The sequence below is a fragment of the Streptomyces sp. MUSC 14 genome (genome assembly GCF_001866675.1).
GTDB lineage: Bacteria > Actinomycetota > Actinomycetes > Streptomycetales > Streptomycetaceae > Streptomyces.
The window spans coordinates 60,091-82,451 of record NZ_MLYN01000029.1; the positions used below are offsets into that span (position 1 = coordinate 60,091).

At 67.4% G+C, this 22,361-nt stretch carries 16 protein-coding genes and 6 pseudogenes; 11 read left to right on the forward strand and 11 right to left on the reverse strand.

The window, feature by feature from the left end; genetic code table 11:
• Positions 1-34: 34 nt before the first annotated feature.
• From BIV25_RS20040 to BIV25_RS54435, 3 genes and pseudogenes are all read left to right on the forward strand, one after another.
• The gene (locus BIV25_RS20040) at positions 35-718 is read left to right on the forward strand and encodes a TetR/AcrR family transcriptional regulator (RefSeq protein WP_071373730.1); all 684 of its coding nucleotides are present in this window, start codon (positions 35-37) and stop codon (positions 716-718) included.
• A 10-nt stretch (positions 719-728) separates the two neighbouring features.
• Positions 729-1,022 carry an Lrp/AsnC ligand binding domain-containing protein gene (locus tag BIV25_RS20045; protein WP_071373731.1) on the forward strand — a complete coding sequence of 98 codons (294 nt, stop codon included), beginning with the start codon at positions 729-731 and terminating at the stop codon, positions 1,020-1,022.
• A 540-nt stretch (positions 1,023-1,562) separates the two neighbouring features.
• Positions 1,563-2,111: pseudogene (locus BIV25_RS54435) on the forward strand (alpha/beta fold hydrolase); the annotation flags it as partial.
• A 177-nt stretch (positions 2,112-2,288) separates the two neighbouring features.
• Here the strand turns inward: BIV25_RS54435 and BIV25_RS52895 are convergent.
• From BIV25_RS52895 to BIV25_RS20065, 3 genes are all read right to left on the reverse strand, one after another.
• Complete coding sequence (locus tag BIV25_RS52895) at positions 2,289-2,804, reverse strand: hypothetical protein (protein WP_071373732.1); 516 nt, start codon at positions 2,802-2,804, stop codon at positions 2,289-2,291.
• Between the two features lie 438 nt (positions 2,805-3,242).
• Positions 3,243-3,677, reverse strand: coding sequence for a GNAT family N-acetyltransferase (locus BIV25_RS20060; RefSeq protein ID WP_071373734.1), 435 nt, complete (start codon positions 3,675-3,677; stop codon positions 3,243-3,245).
• 85 nt (positions 3,678-3,762) lie between these two features.
• Positions 3,763-4,389, reverse strand: a complete 627-nt coding sequence (locus BIV25_RS20065) for a TetR/AcrR family transcriptional regulator (RefSeq protein WP_071373735.1) — start codon at positions 4,387-4,389, stop codon at positions 3,763-3,765.
• A 132-nt stretch (positions 4,390-4,521) separates the two neighbouring features.
• Between BIV25_RS20065 and BIV25_RS20070 the strand changes: the two genes are divergently transcribed.
• From BIV25_RS20070 to BIV25_RS20085, 4 genes and pseudogenes are all read left to right on the forward strand, one after another.
• Positions 4,522-5,454 (forward strand): alpha/beta fold hydrolase, encoded by a 933-nt coding sequence (locus BIV25_RS20070; protein WP_071373736.1) that lies wholly within the window; start codon positions 4,522-4,524, stop codon positions 5,452-5,454.
• Positions 5,455-5,468: 14 nt separating this feature from the next.
• Positions 5,469-6,354, forward strand: a pseudogene (locus BIV25_RS20075) (LLM class flavin-dependent oxidoreductase).
• A 15-nt stretch (positions 6,355-6,369) separates the two neighbouring features.
• The gene (locus tag BIV25_RS20080) at positions 6,370-7,338 is read left to right on the forward strand and encodes an alpha/beta hydrolase (RefSeq protein WP_071373737.1); all 969 of its coding nucleotides are present in this window, start codon (positions 6,370-6,372) and stop codon (positions 7,336-7,338) included.
• A gap of 209 nt (positions 7,339-7,547) precedes the next feature.
• Positions 7,548-8,444 carry a cyclase family protein gene (locus BIV25_RS20085; RefSeq protein WP_071373738.1) on the forward strand — a complete coding sequence of 299 codons (897 nt, stop codon included), beginning with the start codon at positions 7,548-7,550 and terminating at the stop codon, positions 8,442-8,444.
• Between the two features lie 286 nt (positions 8,445-8,730).
• On the opposite strand, the gene BIV25_RS20090 is transcribed toward BIV25_RS20085, so the two are convergent.
• A complete protein-coding gene (locus BIV25_RS20090; RefSeq protein WP_218158466.1) occupies positions 8,731-9,105 on the reverse strand; it encodes a hypothetical protein in 375 nt (124 codons plus the stop codon).
• A 77-nt stretch (positions 9,106-9,182) separates the two neighbouring features.
• Here BIV25_RS20090 and BIV25_RS47185 point away from each other — a divergent pair.
• Positions 9,183-9,371: pseudogene (locus BIV25_RS47185) on the forward strand (transposase); the annotation flags it as partial.
• Positions 9,372-9,400: 29 nt separating this feature from the next.
• Here the strand turns inward: BIV25_RS47185 and BIV25_RS20095 are convergent.
• The 4 genes and pseudogenes from BIV25_RS20095 to BIV25_RS54085 form a co-directional block, all read right to left on the reverse strand.
• Positions 9,401-10,648: pseudogene (locus BIV25_RS20095) on the reverse strand (IS256 family transposase).
• Positions 10,649-11,138: 490 nt separating this feature from the next.
• A complete protein-coding gene (locus BIV25_RS20100) occupies positions 11,139-12,521 on the reverse strand; it encodes an ABC transporter permease (protein ID WP_071373739.1) in 1,383 nt (460 codons plus the stop codon).
• On the reverse strand, positions 12,518-13,480 hold the full coding sequence (locus BIV25_RS20105) for an ABC transporter ATP-binding protein (RefSeq protein ID WP_071373740.1): 963 nt from the start codon (positions 13,478-13,480) through the stop codon (positions 12,518-12,520). Before BIV25_RS20105 ends, BIV25_RS20100 begins: the two co-directional genes overlap by 4 nt.
• A 77-nt stretch (positions 13,481-13,557) precedes the next feature.
• Complete coding sequence (locus BIV25_RS54085; RefSeq protein WP_071373741.1) at positions 13,558-16,299, reverse strand: PKD domain-containing protein; 2,742 nt, start codon at positions 16,297-16,299, stop codon at positions 13,558-13,560.
• Positions 16,300-16,820: 521 nt separating this feature from the next.
• Between BIV25_RS54085 and BIV25_RS20115 the strand changes: the two genes are divergently transcribed.
• The 3 genes from BIV25_RS20115 to BIV25_RS52920 all read left to right on the forward strand — a co-directional run bounded on the left by BIV25_RS20115 (position 16,821) and on the right by BIV25_RS52920 (position 18,423).
• A complete protein-coding gene (locus BIV25_RS20115) occupies positions 16,821-17,198 on the forward strand; it encodes a hypothetical protein (protein WP_218158467.1) in 378 nt (125 codons plus the stop codon).
• A 335-nt stretch (positions 17,199-17,533) separates the two neighbouring features.
• On the forward strand, positions 17,534-17,845 hold the full coding sequence (locus tag BIV25_RS20120) for a hypothetical protein (RefSeq protein ID WP_071373742.1): 312 nt from the start codon (positions 17,534-17,536) through the stop codon (positions 17,843-17,845).
• Positions 17,846-17,862: 17 nt separating this feature from the next.
• Positions 17,863-18,423 (forward strand): hypothetical protein, encoded by a 561-nt coding sequence (locus tag BIV25_RS52920; protein ID WP_256255931.1) that lies wholly within the window; start codon positions 17,863-17,865, stop codon positions 18,421-18,423.
• Positions 18,424-18,832: 409 nt separating this feature from the next.
• Here the strand turns inward: BIV25_RS52920 and BIV25_RS20130 are convergent, their stop codons facing one another.
• The 3 genes and pseudogenes from BIV25_RS20130 to BIV25_RS20140 all read right to left on the reverse strand — a co-directional run bounded on the left by BIV25_RS20130 (position 18,833) and on the right by BIV25_RS20140 (position 22,167).
• Positions 18,833-19,339, reverse strand: coding sequence for a hypothetical protein (locus BIV25_RS20130; protein ID WP_071373743.1), 507 nt, complete (start codon positions 19,337-19,339; stop codon positions 18,833-18,835).
• A gap of 29 nt (positions 19,340-19,368) precedes the next feature.
• Positions 19,369-20,623, reverse strand: a pseudogene (locus BIV25_RS20135) (IS256 family transposase).
• Positions 20,611-22,167, reverse strand: a pseudogene (locus BIV25_RS20140) (glycoside hydrolase family 43 protein). Before BIV25_RS20140 ends, BIV25_RS20135 begins: the two co-directional pseudogenes overlap by 13 nt.
• Between the last annotated feature and the right edge of the window lie 194 nt (positions 22,168-22,361).

Here is a 22,361-nt window from a genome sequence, read left to right on the forward strand (position 1 = left end):
GAACGGCGTGCAAGTCGAGGGCTATCGTGAATCCATGCCCCGCAACACACTGACCCGCGAACAGATCCTCGCTGCAGCCATCACCCTGCTGGACGCCGAAGGGCTGGAGGGCCTGAACATGCGGGCACTGGGCCAGCGGCTGGGCTCGGCGGCCACCGCGGTCTACTGGCACGTGGGCAGCAAGGACAACCTCATCGCCCTCGCCGGCGACCAACTGTGGCACGAGATCGCGCTGCCCGACCCCGACGGGGTCGGCTGGCGCACGGCGGCCACCATCATGGCCAGCGACCTGTACGCAATGCTCACCCGCCACCCGTGGCTGCTGCAGGCCTTTGGCTCCCTCCTCATGTTCGGCCCCGGCAAGGCCCGCCACGACGACCACCTCCTCGCCATCTACGAGGCCGCGGGATTCGCCGGCCCCGCAGCCGACCAGGCCGCGGCCGCCGTTTTCACCTTCGTCCTCGGCAACGCCCTCGGCCCAGCCGCGACAGCCTCACTCACCCGCAAACTGCGGCGCGACGGCAGCGGTGACGCCGAACAGGCCATCGGCGAAGCCCAGGCCGAAGCCCGCGAGATCGCCGCACAGTTCCCTCGACTGCGCGCCCGCCTCGACACCCACAGCGCCGACTACGGCGCGGCGCCCGACAACACATTCCAGATCGGCCTTCAGGCCATCCTTGACGGGCTGGAGGCGCTGCAACGCGGGTCTACTCAGTGACCATCACGCGATGATCCGGGAAGGTGCGCTCGGCCCACGGTTCGAAGGCGGGGCCGAGGCGGCCGCACATCTCGAACGCGTCGGACTCGCCCTCACCGAACACCCCGAGGTCGCCTTCGTCGCCGCCACGAGCGGGTCCCCCAACCTCCACGCCTCGCTGGCAACACGCGACATCCCCGCGCTGTACACATACCTGAGTACGCGGATCTCCACCTTGCACGGCGTACAAAGCGTCGACAGCGCCCCGGTGCTGCAGACCTTCAAAGGCGCTGGCGGCCTCCACGGCCCCGCCACCGATACCTGAGTGCCTCGCCGCGGGCGATGGGATCGGCCGGCACCTTCGGGAGCTCGGACTCGCCCTCCGGCTTCCCCCATGGCCAGGCGCGGCCCTCGGCCCACGCGTGATGCCCCCTGTTCGCGGATCTTCTGCAGACCTGGGCTGAGGGTGTACTCGGGACCTGCGCGCCGAGCGGCGGGGCGGAATATACCTTCGACGTGGATGTTCAGCCGCGGTCCCATCGAGTTCCCGGTGCGCCATGCTCCGCCTCACCGTCAGGGTTCGGCCAGTTCGACGCGCTCGGGCAAGCCCCTGCCCCGCACACGAAAGGCGGCGTTCGTCGCGGCACTGGCGGCCCCGGCCACGTCGTCGCCAGCGTGTCGGCCGAGCGACAGCCGACGCCGTCTCATGTCGACAAGCGTCATCCGATCGCGGTCCCATGTCGAAAGGCCACGAGATCAACTTCCTGGATCAGAACCCGCCGTCCCAGCATGGCTGCGTAGCGCCTGCAATGAAATCTATCCGCGACGGGGACGGCTAACGGCGCCGGTCGTGGGTCGGGAAACCATGGAGGCGGCAGTGGCGAACGTCGTGCTGGTGCACGGAGCCTGGAGTGACGGGTCGATCTGGCAGGCGGTGATTGCCGCCCTCCAAGACGAGGGGCACCGTGTGCTGGCCATCCAGCTGCCACTGACCTCGCTGGAACAGGACATCGCCTGGACGCGGCGGGAGATTGCGACATTCGGCGGTCCGGTGACGTTGGTGGGGCATTCCTACGGCGGCGTGGTGATATCCGGGGCCGCGCATCAAAACGCCCGGGTTACCGCGCTGGTGTTCGTCGCGGCCTACGCCCCCGACGAGTCCAAGACGATCCGGATGCTGAGCGACCGTGGCGCGGTGACCCGTGGCCGCGATGCGATCCGGTTCAGCGAAGATGGCTGGTCGATCGTTGACCCCGACCTGTTCGGGGATGCGCTCGGAGCCGATGTTCCGGCGGCGACGACCCGGGTACTGGCGGCACTGCAGAAGCCGACTCACGGCGCGTGCTTCTCGAGCCCCTCAGCGCGCGGTGCGTGGCATGACCTGCCATGCACCTACGTCCTCTCTGTGGACGACCAGATCCTCGATCCCGGGCTGCAGCGGTGGTTCCGCCGAACGGACGAATGCCACGGTCACCGAACTGCGCTCCAGCCACCTCTCACCGGTCTCGCATCCCGAAGACGTGGCCGCCGCCATTGTCAGATGCTGCACGCCGGAACCTCGCCAGAGCTGAGGGCCCGGCAAGCCATCAGGTCAGCGTTCCTGGCGTGCGGCCCATTCCGCGCGGACGTAGGCGCGGGCGGAGTCCTTCGTCTGGTCGTCGGCGGGGCCGTGGCCGGTGGCGATGTCGGGCAGGCCGGTCCGGCTCGCCTCGGGCTGCTGCCGGTCGTGAGCGACGAGGAGCAGTGCCAGGGTGGCGGCGTCGCTGCGCACTTCCGCAGCCGGGTCGGTGATGCCCCGCTGGGTGGCGCTGTCGTGGTAGCTGCCGGAGCCGTGGCACAGGGCGATCAGGTCGAGTGCGGCGGCGGCTTCGAGGATGTCGTCGCGCTGGTCGAGGTGGGAGGCGATGAACACGTCGGGCTGTGTCTCGGGAGAGTGCTGCCAGGCTTCGACGGCTTTGGCCCAGTCGTAGGAGCGGGCGAACAGGGCGGTGTGGATGGCGCGGGCGGCGTCGTGCAGGTGGCGGCCGTAGGCGTCCTGCGCGGCCTGTGACGGGGTCCATCCCGGCCAGACCTCGGCAGGAGTGGGGGAGTGCTCCGGTGTCGTCATGCCCGGACCGTACCGTGCGCACCTTCCCAAGACGGCGGTCACGGTGCCGGGCTCCCTGGGGTTGCCGCCCGATCGGGTACCGCAGTGGACCAGCCCCGCGCGTAGTGCCTGGGGCTGGTCCACTGTTGTATGCGGAGCCACGGCGGGCGATGGCCCGGCATCTCATGCGAGGCCAGGCAGTCTGGCGCGTACCACCCGGAGGCGGTCAGCGGCTGGCATTCTTCGGCCACAGCACCCGTACCGGGATGCCCGTCCGTTCTGCGTACGCGACGACGTCCGCCGTTCCGCCGTAGCCCTGGCCGCGCTCAGGCCGATCCGCGCGGCTCGCCCGGACGGCGCCCCGCTCTACGTCATCTTGGACAGCCTGTCCGCCCACAAGGGCGAGACCATCCAGCATCGCCTGCACCCTCATCTGCTACCGCAGACTGTCCGCTCCCTTCACCCCTCGGCGTTCAGAATCATGAAGTTCTCCGGGTGCGGTACCGGGGCGAAACCGGCCTTCGCGTAGATCTCGTGCGCGTCGAGGGTCGACAGGAGGACGCGCTTGAGCCGATAGGGAGCAAGGTGGTCGCGAACCGCTGTCGCAAGCCACGTCCCGAGTCCCTTGCCGCGGTGGGCGGGGGCAACGTAGACGTCGCAAAGCCAAGCGAAGGTGGCACGGTCGGTGACCACGCGAGCGTAGGCAGCCTGGTCGCCGCTGGCGTCGTAGATGGCGAAGTTCAGCGACCCGCGCACCGACTCTTCGACGGTTTCCCGGGTACGCCCCAGGGCCCAGAACGCGTCCGTCGAGAGCCAACGGTGCACTAGTTCCACGTCGAGGCGATCCGGGTCTGTAGAGAACTCGTACCCGTCGTTTCCACCGCTAGTGATCATGGAGCGGCAGCGTAACCGTGATACTTGGTTTTTCCAAGTGAATGTCATGCCAAGTGAGATGACCTCTTTTGGACCAGGGGGCACGTCAAGGCCGAGTTGCTGACCTCACCTCATTGCCTGTCGGTGCCGGGACGGGCTGGGTAAGGCCGGCGAGCATCAGGTCGATCATGTGGCGGGCCTGGTAGTCGGGGAAGGTTTCGATTCCGATGCACAGGTTGCCGATGGCGAGCATGAAGTCGTAGGCCCGTACGTCGGCGCGTGTGTAGCCAGTGGAGGCGGACGCTTTCAGCAGTTGGTCGAGCACGGGCAGCAGGCGCTCGACGAACTCGTTGTGCAGGCTCTCGAATCCGGCTCGGTCCGAGTGCAGCGCCTCGGCGAGGCCGTGTTTGGTGACGAGGAAGTCGGCGAATTGGTGGACCCACTGCCGCAGGAGTTCGTAGGGGGCATCGGCAGTCTGCGTCGCGTGGGCAGCTGCGGCGAGTGCGTCAACCTGGTGCCGGAAGACCGCGACCACCAAGTCCGCACGGGTGGGGAAGTGGCGGTAGATGGTGCCCATGCCGAGGCCTGATTCTGCTGCGATCTCCCGTACGGGAGCGTGGACCCCCATACGGACGAACACGGCCGCAGCTGCGTCCAGGAGCTTCTGCTCGTTTCGGCGGACGTCGGCTCGCTTGTGACCTGCAGCTGCTGGCGGAGTGTCGGCTGTGGACATCGTGAACACCTCCTACTTGCAAAACGGAGCGTTGCTCCGTATTTTGATCCGGAGCGGCGCTCCACTTTTTCAATGATGCCAGACGCCGCGCCGCACGAGCCCACTGGGCATACTGAGAAAGGCATTCACCAGATGAGCGGCATCACGTCAGTCGACGGCGGCAACGCCTTCACCACCTCAGTCATCTCTGTCAGCCCGATCGCGCTGCCCGCTCCGGACCGCGGCCAGGACATGCAGGTACGGGTCACAGCGCCCACGGCCGGCCACAACCTGCCTGTCGTCGTCCTCTCGCACGGCATGACCCTGACCATGGACGATTACGCACCACTGGTCGGCTTCTGGGCCGCCCGCGGCTTCGTCGTCATCCAGCCAACACATCTCGACTCCCTCGGCCTCGCTCCCGACGACCCGCGCACCCCGCTCATCTGGCGCATCCGCACCGACGACCTCACTCACGTCCTCGACCAGCTCGACACCATCGAAGCCGCCGTGCCCGGGCTGGCCGACCGCATCGACCACGACCGCATCGCGGTCGCCGGACACTCCTGGGGCGCACAGACCGCCAGCACCCTGGCGGGCGCACGGGTCGTCGACGCCGACGGCACTCCCGGTGAGAGCATGGCCGACCCGCGAGTCAGCGCGGCCGTGCTGCTGTGCCTGCCCGGTACCGGCGGCGCCGACCTGAGCCCGCTCGCCACCCGGTACTTCCCGTTCATGAACCCTGATTTCGCTGAGCTGAAGACACCCAGTCTTATGGTCGCCGGCGACGCGGACCAGTCCCTGCTCACGGTGCGCGGTCCGGACTGGTTCACCGACGGCTACCACCTCAGCCCGGGCGCCACCGATCTGCTGACCCTGTTCGGCGCGGAACACGGACTCGGCGGCATCCAGGGAGCCAACGACACGCGCACCACCGACGAAAGCTCCGAGCGTGTCGCGCTCGTCCGGCACGCCACCCTGGCGTATCTGCGTACCGCGCTGGGCCTGGACAACGACGCGTGGCCTACCGCCCGTCGGGCTCTGGCTGCGGCCGCCGACCCGCTGGGAGGCATCGACTCGAAGTGACCAACCACCTCGCAATGGCCGGTAAATCCAGTTTCGGAATCATGACCGCCCCGGCGCAGATCGCCTACGACGACATCCTGCGGGTCTGGCACGAGGCTGACGGCATTCCTCAGATCGAGCATGCCTGGCTGTTCGACCACCTCATGCCGCTCGGTGGCGATCCGAACGGGCCCACCTTCGAGGGTTGGACACTGCTGTCCGCTCTCGCGGCCCGAACCGAGCGGTTGCGGCTCGGGGTGATGGTTACCAGCAACAGGTTCCGCCCACCGGCCATGCTGGCCAAGATCTCCGCCACTGTCGACGCCGTCTCCGGCGGCAGGCTCGAGTTCGGTATCGGCGCGGGCTCTCGCACCGACGTGCCGCCGGCCCGGCGTGAGTACGCAGCTCACGGCCTTCCTTTCCACGATGCCGCCCACGCGGTCGGAAGCCTTGCCGAGGCGTGCACGATCATCCGCAGACTATGGACCGAAACCGCACCCATTCGACTTCCACGGCGAGTACCACCAGCTGACGGGTGCGTTCTGTAGTCCCAAACCCGTCCAGCATCCCCGCCCCCCGATCCTGGTCGGCGGCCAGGCCACCCGGACGCTGCGCGTGGTTGCCGAGCATGCGGACCGGTGGAACATGCCCGGCGGCAGCATCGACAAGGCGGTCGAGCGTAGCGCCACGCTCGACCTGTGCGAGGAGACCGGCCGTAACCCGGCTGAGATCACCCGATCCATCGTCCTGCCCGTCTCCTACGATCGGCCTCAGCACACCCGCCACACCATCCGCACGGCGCTCGATGGCGGGTTCAGCCACATCGTGCTCGGCCTAGGCGCGCCCTACCCGACCGGCGTCGCACGCTGGGTTGCCGACACCATCATCGCCCCTCTCTCCGACAAGATCACCGCCCCCTGAACCGAGGAATCGCAGATGGCCAGGACGCACCCGCCGCTCGACCCTGAGCTCGCCGCAGTGCTGACGGTGGTACACGAACACCTATCACCGACCATTACCCCCGAGAACATCGAGGAACTGCGGACCAACCCCATGTTCGCGGTCCCGGACGAGCTCCTGACGCGCAACGGGACGGTCCAACTGCAGAACTTGTCCGTACCCGGCCCGGAGAGTGCTCCGGAGGTTTCGCTCCTCGTCCTCAAGCCGGTGGGTCTGGCGGCAGGAGCGCCCATCCTCTACTACATGCACGGCGGCGGCATGATCATCGGCAACAACCGCACCGTGGCCGGCGGCGTGCTGGACTGGGCCGTCGACATCGGCGCCATCGTGGTGTCGGTGGAGTACCGCCTGGCACCGGAGCACCCCGACCCGGCGCCGATCGAGGACTGCTACGCGGGTCTGCTGGGGACCCATGGACTCGCCACGGAGATAGGCGGTGACCCGAACCGCATCGTGGTCACCGGAGCGAGCGCCGGCGGCGGGTTCGCGGCTGGCGTGGCGCTTCTCGCACGCGACCGCGGTGGCCCTGAGCTGCTGGGTCAGTTGCTCATGTGCCCGATGCTCGACGACCGGTTCCTCACACCGAGCAGCCAGGAACTGGACGGCGAGGGCCTCTGGGACACCACCAGCAACATGACCGGATGGAACGCGTTGCTCGGCGAACGCAGAGGTGGCAGCGACGTCAGCATCTACACGGCGCCCGCGAGGGCGACCGACCTGACCGGCTTGCCCAGCTCCTTCATCGACGTCGGAGCTGTCGAGACCTTCCGCGACGAGGACATTGATTACGCCGCTCGGCTGCTGCAGGCCGGTGTCCAGACCGAGCTGCACGTCTGGCCGGGCGGTTTCCACGGGTTCGACGGCATCGCGCCACAAGCTGCGCTCTCGCAGACCGCATCGGCGACCCGAAGCGCCTGGGTCCGGCGACTCTTGGCTGCGGGCTGACCAGCAGCAGGACGACGTGATCTGCCCGCGCGTGAACTCGCAGGCCGAACTCGCGGTCGACTCCTTGACACGGCCCCAAGCGTGCCTGCCTGGAGCGGGAAGACAGACCACTGCCCGGTGGGCCAAGTGATGTCCCCGACATTCACGACGTCGGCTGAGCCGCACTGAGCCAGCACCTCTACGAACTCAACTCTGAACTGTGAGGAAAGATGGACACAAACGAAGTTGCCCGGCCGCAAGGAGAGAGGCCGCTGACCAACCGGGGCCGCTGGGGCGCCGACGACGACCGAGGCACCCTGAATTTCATCACGGCCGCTGCGCGTGTCCGCGGCGTGGCCGAAGCCATGACGGGTCGTGTTGTCTCCCTGGCTCACCCGATCACACCGGTACCCATAGCCGCGCCGGTCGCCTTCGCCGAGCACAGCATGCCGGCCGCAGTACTGCAAACGATGACGTTCACGGGTTCGCCCGCCCCGGCGTTGACCGATGTGTTGCTGATCAACGTCCACCATGCGCGTTCGACGCACATCGACGCGTTGGCGCACATACCGGTCGACGGCACCGTCTACCCCGGTGTTTCAGTCGCCGAGGCAACTGCCGGGGCGACGGTCAGCCGGAGTTCATCGTCAGCGTTCGTCCACGGAATCGTGACCCGGGGGGTATTACTCGACCTGGCGCCGGGAGAGCGGCTCGCGGAGAACCATGTCGTGACCGCGGACGACCTCGCGGCGGCCGAGGAGCGACAGGGAGTGCGGGTCGAGTCCGGTGATGCGCTGGTTGTGCGCGGGGGATGGGTCGCAGCCGACGATCCTTTCGGCCCCCTGCCCACCACCTCGCTGAGCGCCGTCGAGTGGATGGCGGAGCGTGAAGTGTGTCTGTACGCCGGCGACATCGGCGACAAGCTCCCTGGACCGTCAGGCGGATCGCCCGTCCTGCACAACATCGCCCTGGCCGAGCTGGGAATGCCATTGATCGACTGCGTCAACGTGGCTGAGCTGGCGCGGGTATGCGCCGAAATCGGGCGATACAGTTTCCTGTTCGCGCTTGGCACGATTCCCGTGCACGGCGCGACCGGGCTCCCGGCCAATCCCCTCGCAGTCTTCTAGGTTCGTTGCGAAAGTGCTGCTCTCAGCCACTCGTTGTGATGGCTGCGAGCAGCGCGGTCGCTCCGTAGCGGACCGCGAGATCGTCGTACCTGGTGGCTGCAGACCTGTGGCGTCTCGCCGGGTTCATCCCACAGTCCACGACATGGTGTTGCCAGTAGCCACTTCGGTGGGCGCCCACGAGGGAACCGAGATCCCTGCGGTCGTGAACCTGGCCGGGCGCGCTGCGTTGCGTCGCTGACTTCTCCCGCCAGCCAATCTGATTAGTCATTATTCTGCGTGTTGTGGGTCAGGGCTGGTCGCCCACGAGGGCGATTGCGTGCGTCTCGGGAACTCCCAGCAACAGCAGGCTGGTGATCGTCGCTGCTCGGGCGTCGAGGGTCCCGTTGGACAGGTCGCTGTCCGCGATGGCGAACACGACGCCGTAGGCAACCTGGCTCAGAATGCCCGCCGGCAGGTGCTGTGCGAACACGTCGGTGTCCTGGCCTCGTTTCACGAGGTCGGCGAGGAGCTCATCGACTGGCCCGAGCAGGCTGTGGATCGCCTCGCCGTACTCGCCACGGCGCAGCGCCAGCAGCACTCGGTAGCGGGTGACGCTTCCGGTCGCGGTGACCGTCTTCCCGAGGGACATCCCACGCGTGCCGCGTAGCTGGATCGAAGACACCTACAGCAATCTGATCCACTACGGCGAGGCCGACAAAGGCGGGCACTTCGCGGCCTTGGAACAGCCCAAGATCCTGGACAGCTCACCAGCTCCAGGCACCCATCGTGCTGATCTGGGACAATCTCAACACCCGTCGGGCCGCCGGAATGCGCGACTACGCGGCCGCGCACGACTGGCTCACCATCATCCAACTGCCCTCATACGCACCGGGCTTGAACCCGGTCGAGGGCGTCTGGTCGCTGTTACGGCGCGGCCCGCTGGCCAACTCCGGATCGTGTCCCATCGGGTGGTGTAGTCACTGGCCGAGCTGATTCGGTTCTGACTGTGGAGGAAGCCGGCGGGCGTCTTCACTGGGTTTGGGATTGAGGAGTTCGGCCATGGAGCCTTCGGAGAGGTAGCGGCGGTCGAAGACCTGCCACTCGTCGTGGAGTTCCGCCAGGACCGCGGCGGCGAGCCGGCCGAGGGCGGCGGGGTTGGGGAAGACCTGGACAACGTCGGCCCGTCGTTTGATCTCCCGGTTCAACCGTTCCAGCGGGTTGGTGGACCAGATCTTCTTCCAGTGCGCCGGGGGGAAGTCAGCGAACGCGGTGATATCCGTGGCAGCGTCCAGCAGCATGGTCTTGACCTGCGGGAACTGCCGTCCGAGCATGTCGGCGACCACGTCCGGCTGGGTGTGGACGGCCGTGGCGGTGGTCTGAGCGAAGATGGTGCGGATCGTTGCCGCCACCATCTCGCCCGAGCCCTTGTCGATCACCGAAAAGACGTCGCGGACGAAGTGAACCCGGCGCCTTTGCCAGGCCGCTCCGAGGAAGACGGTGCGGATCGCGGCCACCAGCCCGCTGTGGCTGTCGGAGATCACCAGCTGGACGTTCTCGAGGCCACGGGCCCGTAAGGACCGCAGGAACTTCGTCCAGAACGGCTTCGACTCGCTGTCGCCGACCATCAGCCCGAGGATCTCGCGGTGCCCGGTGGCGGAGATCCCGGTGGCGATGACCACGGCCTGGGACACGATCCGGTGGTTCACCCTGGCCTTGCAGTAGGTGGCGTCCAGGAACACGTAGGGGAAGACGGTGTGGTCCAGCGGCCGCTCCTTGAACGCGTCGATTTCCGTGTCGAGTTCGCCACAGATCCGCGACACCTCCGATTCGGAGATCCCGCTGTCCGCCCCGAGTGCTTTGACCAGGTCATCGACCGAGCGCATCGACACACCATGCACGTATGCATCCATCACCACGGCGAACAGAGCCCGGTCGATCCGCCGGCGCCGCTCCAGCAGCGAGGGGAAGAACGACCCGGTCCGCACCTTGGGGATCTTCAGGTCCAGGTCACCCGCCTGGGTGCTCAGCAGCCGGTCGCGGTGACCGTTGCGTCAGGTCGTGCGCTGGTCGGAGTGCTCGCCCGGACCGGCACCGATGGCCTCGGTCGCCTCGGCCTCGATGAGCTCCTGCAGGATGCGCTCGCACAGCACCCTGATCGTCTCAACTCCATCGGCCGTACGTAGTGACTCCAGCAGCCGCGTCAGGTCAGACTGGGACAAGACCATCGTGCACTCCTCCGGTCGAACTGCCCGTTCACCAGGGAGGCTTGCGCGATGGCCTGCCCATGTTCAGGGAGCACTCAAGGACAGCGGGTGCACGCCCCGAGCAGACACCCGCGCGTTCACGACGCTCGACCGGCTACACCACTCGGCGGGACGCCATCCAACTCCGCCTTCACCGACGACGAACACCTCGAACGCACCCTCCGGCGGGGCCTACGCCACATCCAACTCCGCCCCGACCTGATCGACGGCTGCCTTGCAGGCACCGGACTCACACTCACCCACCAGCCGCCACCAATCCGAAGAGATCAGTAGGGCGGCGGGCCATCGGCAACTGGGACCCGGGCCTGATCTCGCTGGTGCCGAACCCCGCCGCCTCGCTGCTGCGCGCCGGACGCGGTACCGAGCCTGCCGTCGCGGCGGTGGAAGCGGGCCGGCTGGGTCGCGAGACCCGGTCGGCTCTCGCGCCCGGCTGGCTCGGTGACCAGTTGACTCAGTGATCGGAGATCAGGTCGACGTTGCCGTCGAACTGCCACAGGGGGTTGGGGGTCGGCTTGCCGGCATTGATGATCAGGAAGTACCCGTTCACCTGCACCGGTCCGTCCCCGTCGGCGATGTAGCGCCCGGTGGGGGTGACATCGACCTGGTAGATGGCCTGGGCGGTGACGTTGTAACCGGGGACGTTCCAGGAGACGGTGCAGCGCCAGTCGTTCCCCGGCCCTGCCTGCGCTCCGAGCCCCTCGCTCTTGTCGCAGGCCGCTGTGGTCTGCAGTTGCGCTGCGGTGACCGCCGGCTGGTGCATCTGTGCTTGCTGGGACGGGTAGAGGTGGGAGAAGACCGTGGCCACCGAGCGTTGCACCTTGTCCTGGGTGATGCCGGAGCCGCCCGCCCCGGTCCCGACGGCGACGGCACCGACCGTCGCGGCCAGCACGCCCGCCAGCGGGAGGACACCCAAGGTCAGCGCCCTGCGTCCGGCGCCGTCGTTGTTGAGGTTGGTGAAGTCCCGGCGCAGGAACAGCAGACAGGCCAGTGCCGTCGCCACGACCGCCCACACCAGGCTGACCCCGATGCCGATCAGCAACGGCCCCAGCTGCTGGGGATCGGTGAACAGGCCGTTCCAGGAGATGAAGGCGTAACTGGGCAGCGCCAGGCGCACCGTGACCGGCAGCGGCAGCATCTGCGCTGTCTGCATCCCGAGGGCGGCGATCACGGGCAGCAGCAGGCCCATCGGGGATCGGCCCAGGGCCACCGACCCGAGCAGCCCGATGGCGGCCAGGGCGAGTGTCGGCGCCAGTACGCAGACCCACGCCAGCGGGATCTTGACGGCCGCGTCTTCGCCGGTGAGCAGGTGGCCGTCCAGGCCGATCAGCGGCTGGTTCCCCTCCGCGAGCAGTCCGCCGAGCATGCTGGAGACGGCCAGGCCGGCTACCAGCAGTCCGATCACGGCGACGCTGGCGATCGCCTTGGCTGCGAAGATCCGCCGGTGCGAGCGGACGGCGATGATCAGGTGGCGCCAGGTGCCCAGCCGGTCCTCGCAGGCGAAGACGTCGCCGGCGACCACGGACGTGACCAGCGGCAGGGCCCATGTGCCGGCGACGCCGAGCACCACCAACGGTCCGGCCCAGCCGGTGGCGTGCATCCACCGGCCGAAGAGGGTATCGGACGGCAGGGTGTTCTGCTGGTCGATCGCGAACACCAGCAGGCCTGGACCGAGCCAGCACAGCAGCACCAGCAGGCGCACCCGCCAGGCGGAGAATTGCTTGACCAGCTCCATCCGCAGGATCCGGACCACCGGAACCGGGCGTCTGCCGGCCGTCCGGGGCTTCAGCGCGGCCCCGGCTCCGGCGGCGGGGGCGTCGGTGAGGGGCGTGGTCATTGGTCGGTCTCCTGCCCGGTGAGGGAGAGCTGGTCCGTCAGGGAGAGAAAGGCTGCTTCCAGCGGCGAGACGACGGGCGCGAGTTCGCGCACGGGGATGTTCGCGCGCACGATCCGCGCCAGGAGTTCGTCCAGAGCAGCCGTCCGCGCGCGGACGACGATCACGTCGTTGTCCGGTTGCGCCACGGCGTCGGAGTCCTGGACGACGCGAACGCCGGGCGTTGCGGCCGCGACAGCGTGCGCGGCGGACGGATCCAGGGCGCGCAGCCGGTAGTCGAGTTCGTGGTTGTCATCGGTGAGTTTCTTGGGCGGGCCGGAGAACACCACATGCCCCTTGGCGAGGATGGTGACCTCGGAACACAGCGCCTCCAGATCGTCCATCCGATGGCTGGACAGGACGACCGTGACGCCCTGGGCCGCGAGCCGGCGCAGGACCTGGTGCACCTGCCTCTTGCCCGCCGGGTCCAGGCCGTTGGACGGCTCGTCGAGCACGAGCAGGCGCGGTCTGGTCAGCAAGGCCGCGGCCAGTCCCAGTCGTTGGCGCATGCCCAGGGAGAAGCCGCGGACCTTCTGATCGCCGGCCTCGGTGAGCCCGACCTGTTCCAGAGCATCGCCGACATCACCGGCGAGCGAGTCATCAGGCTGCAGCGAAAGCAGCGTCGCGAGGTTCTGCTTCGCGGTGAGAGTGGGGTAGAGGCCGGGTCCGTCGACGAATCCGGAGACACCGTCAGGCGCCGGCAGCCCACGGCCCACTGAAGTGCCGAGGATCTCCAGATCCCCCTCGTCGGCGACGGCCAGGCCCAGCATCAGGCCCAGCAGCGTGGTCTTTCCGGCACCGTTCGGGCCGACCAGGCCGTAGATCCGACCCTGCGCGACGCTTACATCGACATGGTCGAGCGCGACGACGTCACCGAAGACCTTGGTGATGCCGTGGCCCCTCACTGCGATCGTCGTGTCCATCCGTTCCTTCCTCAGCTGGCGAGCAAGTGGGCCCCCGTCCCGCTGGGGGAACGGGGGCCGTTACCGAGTGGCGCTGGTCACTGCACGTTGATCGCGGTGTCGTCGAGCGCGAAGGAGGTCTGGTACTCGTAGTCCTCCGCGCCGGTGAACTTGAGCGTGACCGTCTGTCCCGCGTAGGGGGAGAGGTCGAAGGTGTGCTGCGCGAATCCGGTGATGCGGTCGAGGTTGGAGTAGGTGTGCAGGGTGCCCAGCACCGTGCCGGAGCTGCTGAGCACCTGCACCTTGAGCGTGTCGTAGGCAGTCGTGGTCGAAGTCTCCGCCGTGTCCACGTGCAGCCAGAAGCTCAGCTGCTCCGAGGTGCAGCCCTTCGGCAGAGTCACCGTCTGCGACAGGGTGTCGGTGTGGGTGGTCCCGTAGCCGTCCAGCCATGTGTCCCAGCTGCCGGAGTGCGGCGGCTCGGAGGCGGAGTTGTTGATCACGCCGGATGACGCGGTCCACGGAGCGGGGTTGGAGCTGCCGTTCTCGAAGCCGGGGTTGCCGAGCAGCTGCTTCGCCTGGCAGCCGGTGCTTCCGGTGGGGGTGGCGGACGCCTCGTTGCTCTGTGCCCCCTCGCCCACGCCGTTCACCGCGGTGACCCTGTAGTAGTAGGTCTGCCCGGCGGTGAGTCCGGTGTCGGTGCACGAGGTCACCGCGCCCAGTCCGCTGCAGCCGCCGCTGGTCAGCAGCGACTCGGTGCCGCTGGAGGTGCCGCGGTAGACCTTGTACGAGGTGATGTTCTCGCCGCCGGTGCTGGCCGGTGGCGTCCAGCTGAGCGAGACCTGTCCGGTCCCTGCGGTCCCCGTCAAGCCGGTGGGCGCACCCGGTGGCGTCGCGGCAATCGGGTCGGCTGTGACGGTCACCGTCGAGGATGCCGTGTTCGCGGGCGAGGCGCTGTCGGTGACGGTCAGTGTCGCTGTGTAGGTGCCCGCGGTGCTGTAGGTGTGGCTCGGGTTCTGCGAGGTGCTGGTCGACCCGTCACCGAAGTTCCAGCTGTAGCTGTACGCCGGGGTGCCGCCAGTGGCCGTGCCGGTGAAGGCGACGTTCAGTGGCACCTGGCCGGAGGTCGGGGTGGCCGAGGCGCTTGCGGCCAGCGGGTTGCCGACGGCGCTGACCGTGGTCGTCACCTGCGAGGTCGCGGTGTTGGCGGGCGAGGCGCTGTCGGTGACGGTCAGTGTCGCTGTGTAGGTGCCCGCGGTGCTGTAGGTGTGGCTCGGGTTCTGCGAGGTGCTGGTCGACCCGTCACCGAAGTTCCAGCTGTATGTGTACGGGGCCGTGCCGCCGGTCGCCGAGCCGGTGAAGTTCTCCGTCAGCGGCGCGTTGCCGGTGGTCGGCGAGCCCTTGGCGCTCGCGGACAGGGGGGTCGCACCCTGGACCCAGAAGTCCTCCAGTGGGTCGCCGAGCGCGGCCTGGTCCGCGGTCGTCATCGGGAACGTGGACGCGCCCAGGTTGTTGCTCGGGTCGATGACGCCGGAGTGCACGTTCTCCATCGTGCGCTCCATCGCCGCGAGGACGTTGGCCGTCGTATACGCCACGTGCGAGACGTAGTGTTGCTTGACGTAGGCCGGGTTCCCGATGACGAGCAGCGGCACGCGGTAGGTGTTGCTGACGTGGTCCGGGCCGTTGCTGCCGTTCTGGGTGTCGTCCTCGGTGACGACGATCAGCGTGTTGTTCTTGTACGTCGGGTTGCTCATGATGGAGTTGACGATGTTGTTCGTCGCGGTGTCGTTCCCGGCGATGTCCTGGTACGTGCCGGGGTGGTCATTGAAGAGTTCGACGTAGTTGTAGGCCGGCATCCCGTACTGGTTGACGAATTTGAGATAGTCGCCGGAGACGGTGCTGTCGGGGATGCTCTGGTTGTTGCAGGTGTACTCGTTGGTGTGCAGCTCTTCGGGGATGGTCGTGCCCGGACGGTTGGGCGGCAGGACCTCGATCTTGCCGTCGGCCGGGTTCTTCCAGTAGCCGCTGCCGCTGTTGAGCATCCAGTAGATGTCACCGTTCACGATCATCGAGTACGGGCTGGTGCCGCTGCTGGTGCCGGACGGAGCGGTGCAGGCACTGGTGCCCTCGTCCGTGGGGCCCTGGTCGCTCTGCAGGAACCGGTCGAACTGGGTGCCGTTCGACGGGTAGGACTGCTGCTGGCTGCTGGACGAGGACTGCCCCGAGAACAGGAACCAGTGGTTGGGGCCGGACGGCGGCTGGACGCCGGTGCTGTACGAGTCGGACAGCGAGTAAGTCTTGGCCAGCTGGTGCAGGTCCGGAACGGAGCTCATGTGGTTGGTGCTCTCCACCTGGCCGTTGCAGCCGGCAGCGATCGTTGTCGCGCAGTCGCCGAGGTAGTCGTCGAAGGTGTGATTCTCGCGATAGATGATCACGAAGTGCTGAAACGGCGGGAAGTACGGCGCCAGCGGGTTCACCGCCGCTGCGGGCTTCCCTATGATCGTCTGATGGCCACCGACCGTCTGCACGACGCTCTTGTCGGTTATCTTGAAGTTCCTGGGCTGCGGGAACTTCGCGAACTCCACGCCGGGCGCGGCGAACTTCGCGCCGGAGCAGTCGAAGTCGTCCGGCTTGTACGTCATCGGACGCTTGCCGAGCGGCATGTCCTTGGCGTTCGGGGGGGTCGTCGCCGGGTTGTACCCCTTCAGCGTGCACGAGCCGACACCCGTCGCGTGGTGGGCGGCGTCAGCGATCCCGACGCCGTGAGCCACGCTCTCCACCCCGCCGAACAGCAGGGCGAGGCTGGCGACACCGGGCAGCAGTAACCTCTTCGATCTCTTCATTGGCACTCCCGTGTCGGAGGCGCGCGAGGGCGCGCGAATCTACGCGCGCTGAATCGAGCCATACGGGATTGTGGCGACAAGTCAGGGGCACGACAAGTCAGTCGGCATGATCCACTTTCCTCGCCACGCAATGTTTGCCTACGTCCCCGGTGAGCCGACACGCCCGCGTCATCGCGCGCACTGCCTCTCTGCATGCATCCCGGACACCCTTTGGCAGCTACGCCCCCCAGCCCAGAACCGTGATCAACCTCAGCGCCAACGGCTGTACCGATATAGAAACTGCCGCCAATTGCATCGGATGTGAACTCGCGACGGTTTGAGCTTCGTCGCCGCCTGGTGCGGGGTGCCCCTGTGTGACCAGCGGTGTTGGGCTGGGGCGACGCGAGCGACGGTAGCGACTCACGGTGCCTGATCGCCAGCCGGTGTCACTCGTACGACTGACTGACCAGCGGACAGCCCGCCGACTCGCATCCGATGCGGCTTTCTCGCATCCAACGCGAGCGACGGAGGGTGGTGGACCGGTGAGGATCGATGTCGTGGCGCCGGGTGCGGCGAGGCTTCAACTGGTGGGCGGGGTCGCGCTGCTGCGGCCGGAGGAGCAGGTCTTCGACGCGATGCTGGAAGGGTTCGCCAATCAGCAGCTGGCCCGGAACCTGGCCCGCTCGACGGTTGAGGGCCGGGAGAACACGGTGAAGGCGTTCGCCACGTACGTCAACGCCTTCCCCTGGCAGTGGACGCCGGCGATGGTGGACGAGTGGCTCGGTGACCTGCGGACTCTGCGTGATCTCGCGCAATCGACGATCCGCTCCTACTCCGAGGCCGTCCGGTCCTTCCGCCACTTCGTCACCGACCCGCTCTATGAGTGGACGGCCACCTGCGAAGAACGGTTCGGCATCTAACCGGTGCAGGTCGTGCACGAGGCGCATTGCGCGTCAACGCGCACTATCTCGACAGTCACGTCCACCGACAGCACCGCGACGTCCGCGATGGACGGGAACAATAGCTCCATCAGCCGGAGCGCAGCCTCTTCCACGGCCCCGGACTGTCGGCCCAATCACCTTGTTCACGGCTCATTTTCGGGCAACTTCGAGTCGAGTCTCGAGGTGCTCAGCCCTCTTTTACAGTGGCCGCTGCGCGGAAGCTAAGTCACAGGTCGCAGCATTGACCGATATCACGGCCGCAGGTCAGAGACCTGGCCCAATTCTAGTCACAGTAGTCCACGACAGGCACGAAAGTGCCCCAGACCAGCGGTTTCCCCACGGGTGCCGTCGGAGCAGTCGGCGATGGCGACGGCTATCGAGTCATCGGCATTGTCGGCGACGGCTTCTTCGTCATCGTCATTGTCGGCGATGGGGACGCAGTCTTCGTCATGGTCATTGTCGGCGACGGCTTGTTCGGATTGGTCACCGAAGCAGTCGGTGAGGGCATCTTCGTCGGCTTGGCCGTTCCTGTCGACGTGCAGACCTTGTGGCCTTGGATCCAGACGCGCTTTTTGTGCTGGCCCTTTCCCTTGTCTTCCCAGTGCCCCTTCACCCAATGGCACTAGGGTTTGGCTGGAGTGGCGTGCGTGCTCACATCAGCGGAGTGTTGCGCGGTAGCGATTCCAGCCGCTCCGCTGAGCGCCAGGACGGGCACCGCTGCTGCCACAACTACAGCCCCTCTCACATGAGTTCGCATGGCAGCTCCTTCTCGCTGTTGGGTTTCCAGTCCCTGCTCACCCCTCGCTTCAAGGCTGACATGACGCGAAATAACTCGCAAATTCTGACAAAAATGACCATTTTTCCAAGGTGTCGACGAGGTGAATCCTCTCTGCGCGAGCCAGGGCAGCCGTCACGTCTCTGGACGCGCATGGGTGCCACGACTGCCGCCATGGTCACTGCCGTCGGTGGAGTGCTCGGCACGCTCCTGGCGCCAGTGATCACGACTTGGACGACGAAGCGCCAGCGGGCGGAAGAGAGACAGGCTGGGGAGGGAAGACGGGTCTTTGAGGAGCGGCGCGCTGCGTGCAGCGGTATGAACCGTGCGTCCCGTCACTTTCACACCATGCTGAAAGACGCCCTCCACCGCATGGGAGACGGTGTCTACACCGACGATGACCGCGCCCAGGTTGAGGAGGCGCGGTGAGACTACCGGGATCGCTACGCCGAGGCTCAGATGATCGTTCCCGAAGTGGTACTCAGGGCATCTCGCGAGTTGAACGCTGTCCTGGCCGCGATCGACGCTACAGCGATGTGGCATCGGGTTATACGGAGAGCTTTCCAGCGCTCCACGCGCCGTCGGAAGCCAGGCAGCCGCATGCTCTGGGCTTCATCGGAGCCGATGCCACCGTCGGTGTCGCCGGCAGCGGCGCGGGGCATCGGAAGTGTCTTCGGCAACCTCATCATCGGGTACGCCCGCTAGGCATGTGAGTTAATCCTGGGCCCCATTGTTGTACGGGCCCTGACCCAAGGCCGGGTAGCTAGCGTATTTCCGTTGGCGGCAAGGAGTATTGTCAATATGTGTGGATAAGCTGGCCTGGGTCGGGCTTGTTTTTTTAGTCGCCCGTCAGGTCCTCCCCGCGATACGGGATCCATCGGTATCCAGGCTGGAACACTTCGTAGTCGGAGCTCAAGTCAAGTTCCGCATGCAGCTCTTCGCAGAGCACGAGCCCGTGGATGCTGCCGATATTCAGTTCATCTGACCACTCGCGCCTGAGCTCAGTAGGGTTCACGAGTGATTCTGGATCCCAGCCGACCTTCGCGGCGACATATCCATGGAACTGCGCGAGCAGTTCGTAGAGTTGGTTTCCCAGTTCGGTCAGCTCTGCTGCGGTGAGCTCGAATCTGGGGAGGCTGCCGTCCAGGCCACAACCCCAGCTGACGGCCACGGGCAGGATCGAGAGCTCGATGTATGAGCCCACCTTCGCCAGCATCGGCCGGTGGAGAGGGATGCGGTGGGCGCCCGCGCGAAGCACCCGCGGCTTGGGGTCGATGCGGGCGGCAGTCTGTGCTGCCTCGGCGTCATCGCCGAAGTTCACCACGAGCTCGAAACAGATCGCCACGGTTCTTCTGTCTCCCCAGCCCCACGGCCTCACGCAGCCCGCGATTCAGTACGTTCGACGAGGATGCGATTCTCGAACCTGGCGCCCGCGCGGACCAAGGGCACCAGGTGGGATCCGGTGATCGCCCGCCAGCGGGCCTGGGCGGACTCGACGAGCTTGAACACCATCGCAAGGGCTGCGGCCGGGCTTCCGGCCCCGCGGGTGACCTTGGTCCGGAGCTTGACGGTGGAGAACGTCGACTCAATCGGGTTCGTGGTTCGCAGATGGACCCAGTGCTCGGCGGGGAAGTTGTAGGACGCCAGCAGCTCGTCCAGGTCGTCGGTAATCTCCGCGACGGCTTTGGGTCATTTGGTGCCGTAGTCCTTCGCGAACGCGCGGGCCGCCTGCTCTGCATGTGTGCGGTCCTCGGCGTTGTAGATCTCCTGCAGGGCCTTGCGGGCCCCGGTGCGCACGGACTTCGGCAGGGAGTTGATCACATTCCTGGTTTTGTGAACCCAGCACCTTTGATGCCGGGCCTGCGGAAACACCTCCGCCAGAGCCCGCCACAGGCCCATCGCCCCGTCCCCGCCCACCAGGGCCGGGTCCTTCATTCCCCGCCGCCGGCAGTCGCGCAGCAGGTCGGCCCATGATTCGGTGGACTCCCGCAGACCCTCCGCGAGCGCGATCAGTTCCTTGGCGCCATCGAGGCGGAACGCCCATCAGGACCAGGACGCAGGAGTGGGCCTGGCCGAGGCGGACCCTGGGGTGGACGCCGTCAGCCCACAGGTAGACGTAATCGGTGGCGGACAGGTCGCGGTTCTGGAAGGCGGCGTGGTCGTCCTGCCACTGCCTGGTGAGCCGGGTGATCGTCGCTGCAGACAGGCCGGCCGAGCTTCCGAGGAACTGCTCGAGTGCGGGCACGAAGTCGCCGCTGGACAATCCGTGCAGGTAGAGGAGTGGGAGGAGCTCGCTGATCTTTGGGGGCTTGCGGTACCAGGGTGGCAGGACCTTGGAGGAGAACCGGTGACGCTCGCCGGTCTCCTCGTCGACGCGACGATCGTTGACCCGTGGCGCCCGTACCTCAACAGAGCCGGCGGCCGTGGTCACGGTGCGGGGACGGTGATGGCCATTGCGCACCACCAGGCGGCGGCCGCGTTCGTCCCGCTCGGCCGTCAACTCGGCTATGTACTGGTCGACTTCTGTCCCAAGGGCAGCGGCGAGCATTCTTCGGGCCCCTTCCCGCACGATCTCGTCGATCAGAGATCCGGTGGACGTGGAGCCGTCTTCATTGTCTACGCTGAGCATGGGCGTGCCTTCCGGGCCCGCGCTGATGCCGGGGTGTACTCGTACCAGTCGAAGGCGACCGTGCCCTCGGTGGCGTACATGCCGATAACGCGGCCGGTGAAGCCGCAGGCGACCTCGGTGGACAGATAGCGCCCGTCCAGTTCGGCGAGTGGCTGGACGTCCGGGGCGTCGGGATCGCCGAGCCAGAAGGCGACGGTGTCAGGGCCGGTGGTCCCGCCATCGGTGAGTTCGGGCGACGCGGGCACAAGGTCGGACGTGCGGATCGCGACGGTGAGGGTCAGCGGTCCGGACGGGACCGGCCGGCCGGCCACGGTCTGGCGCAGCGGACCGATCCGGGCGACGACGCCGGCCTCTCCGTTCCCGACCTCCAGTTCGTAGTGGTGGGCTTCGTCCAGGCGCACGCTGAGGCCGCCGCGTCCCGTTCCCGGGTCGATCGCAGCGGTGACGCGGCAGTCGTGGTGTTGCTGGCGGCGGCCGACGAAGGTGTACCCGGGGCGGTCCAGGGTGGCGCCGGTGGCTCTGAGGGCCAGCCAGCCAGGGCGCTCGGTGAGCGACCAGGAGCGCTCCGGGCGGGCGAATGGCGAGACCCAGTGGGGCGCGAGAGCGGGCTCGTCGAAGTCGTCGCGGGCGGGCAGGGGCGGAACGGGGTGCCAGACCCCGCCCGGGGCCGCGTGACTCTCGGGAACGGGCGCGACGACGGGCCAGCCGTCCTCGTCCCACTCGACGGGGGTCAGGAACGTCTCGCGACCGAGCACGTGCACGTCGGGTGTGAAGCCGCGGGGCCGGACGCCGAGCAGCACCATCCACCAACTGCCGTCGGTAGCCTCCACCAGGTCGGCGTGGCCGGTGTTCTGGATGGAACGGCCGGTACCGCTGTGGGACAGCAGGGGGTTGGCGGGTGCGCCTTCCCAGGGCCCGCGCGGCGAGCGGCCGCGGGCGATGGACACGCTGTGGCCGCGTTCGGTGCCGCCCTCCGCGATCAGCAGGTACCACCAGTCGCCGATGCGGTAGAGGTGCGGCGCCTCGGGGTGCTTGAGGCCGCTGCCCGACTACGTGGCAAAGGGCCCCTCCAGCACCTCCCCCTTGACCGGGTCGATCCTGGCGATGCTGATGCCCCCTGCGGGCCCGGAGAAGGCGCACCAGCAGGTGCCGTCCTCCTCCCAGGCCAGATCGGGGTCGATTCCGGTCAGGTCGATCCAGACCGGGTCGCTCCACGGCCCCTCGGGCCGCTCGGCCGAGACGACGAAGTTGCCGCCGCCGTTGATATTGGTGTTGATGACCCAGTAGCGGCCGTCGTGGTAGCGGATCGTGGGGGCGTAGAGGCCGCCGGACGCCTTCGCACCAGGGAGAGGGAGCGGCAGTTGCCCGGGCCGGTCGAGCACGTTGCCGATGTGCTCCCAGTGCACGAGGTCCTTGCTGTGAAAGAGCGGCAGCCCGGGGAAGTACTCGAAGCTGGAGCACACCAGGTAGTAGTCGTCACCGACGCGGCATACGCTCGGATCGGGGTGGAACCCGCTGATCACAGGGTTGTCGTACGTACGCACAGAATGTGTTCCCTTCGGGCCGCCCGGCGTCGTGGAGCGTGTGCAGGAGGTGCTGTGACTGCCGGTCGCAGGTTCCGGGTTGAGCCCGCTTCAGGCCGGAAGGCCGTTCACCGCGCTGCGGCTGGAGGGGGCGGGCCCCTCCACCCCATGGCCGGGCAGGCGCAGCCACGCCTTGACCGGCTCCCGCCGCCCGG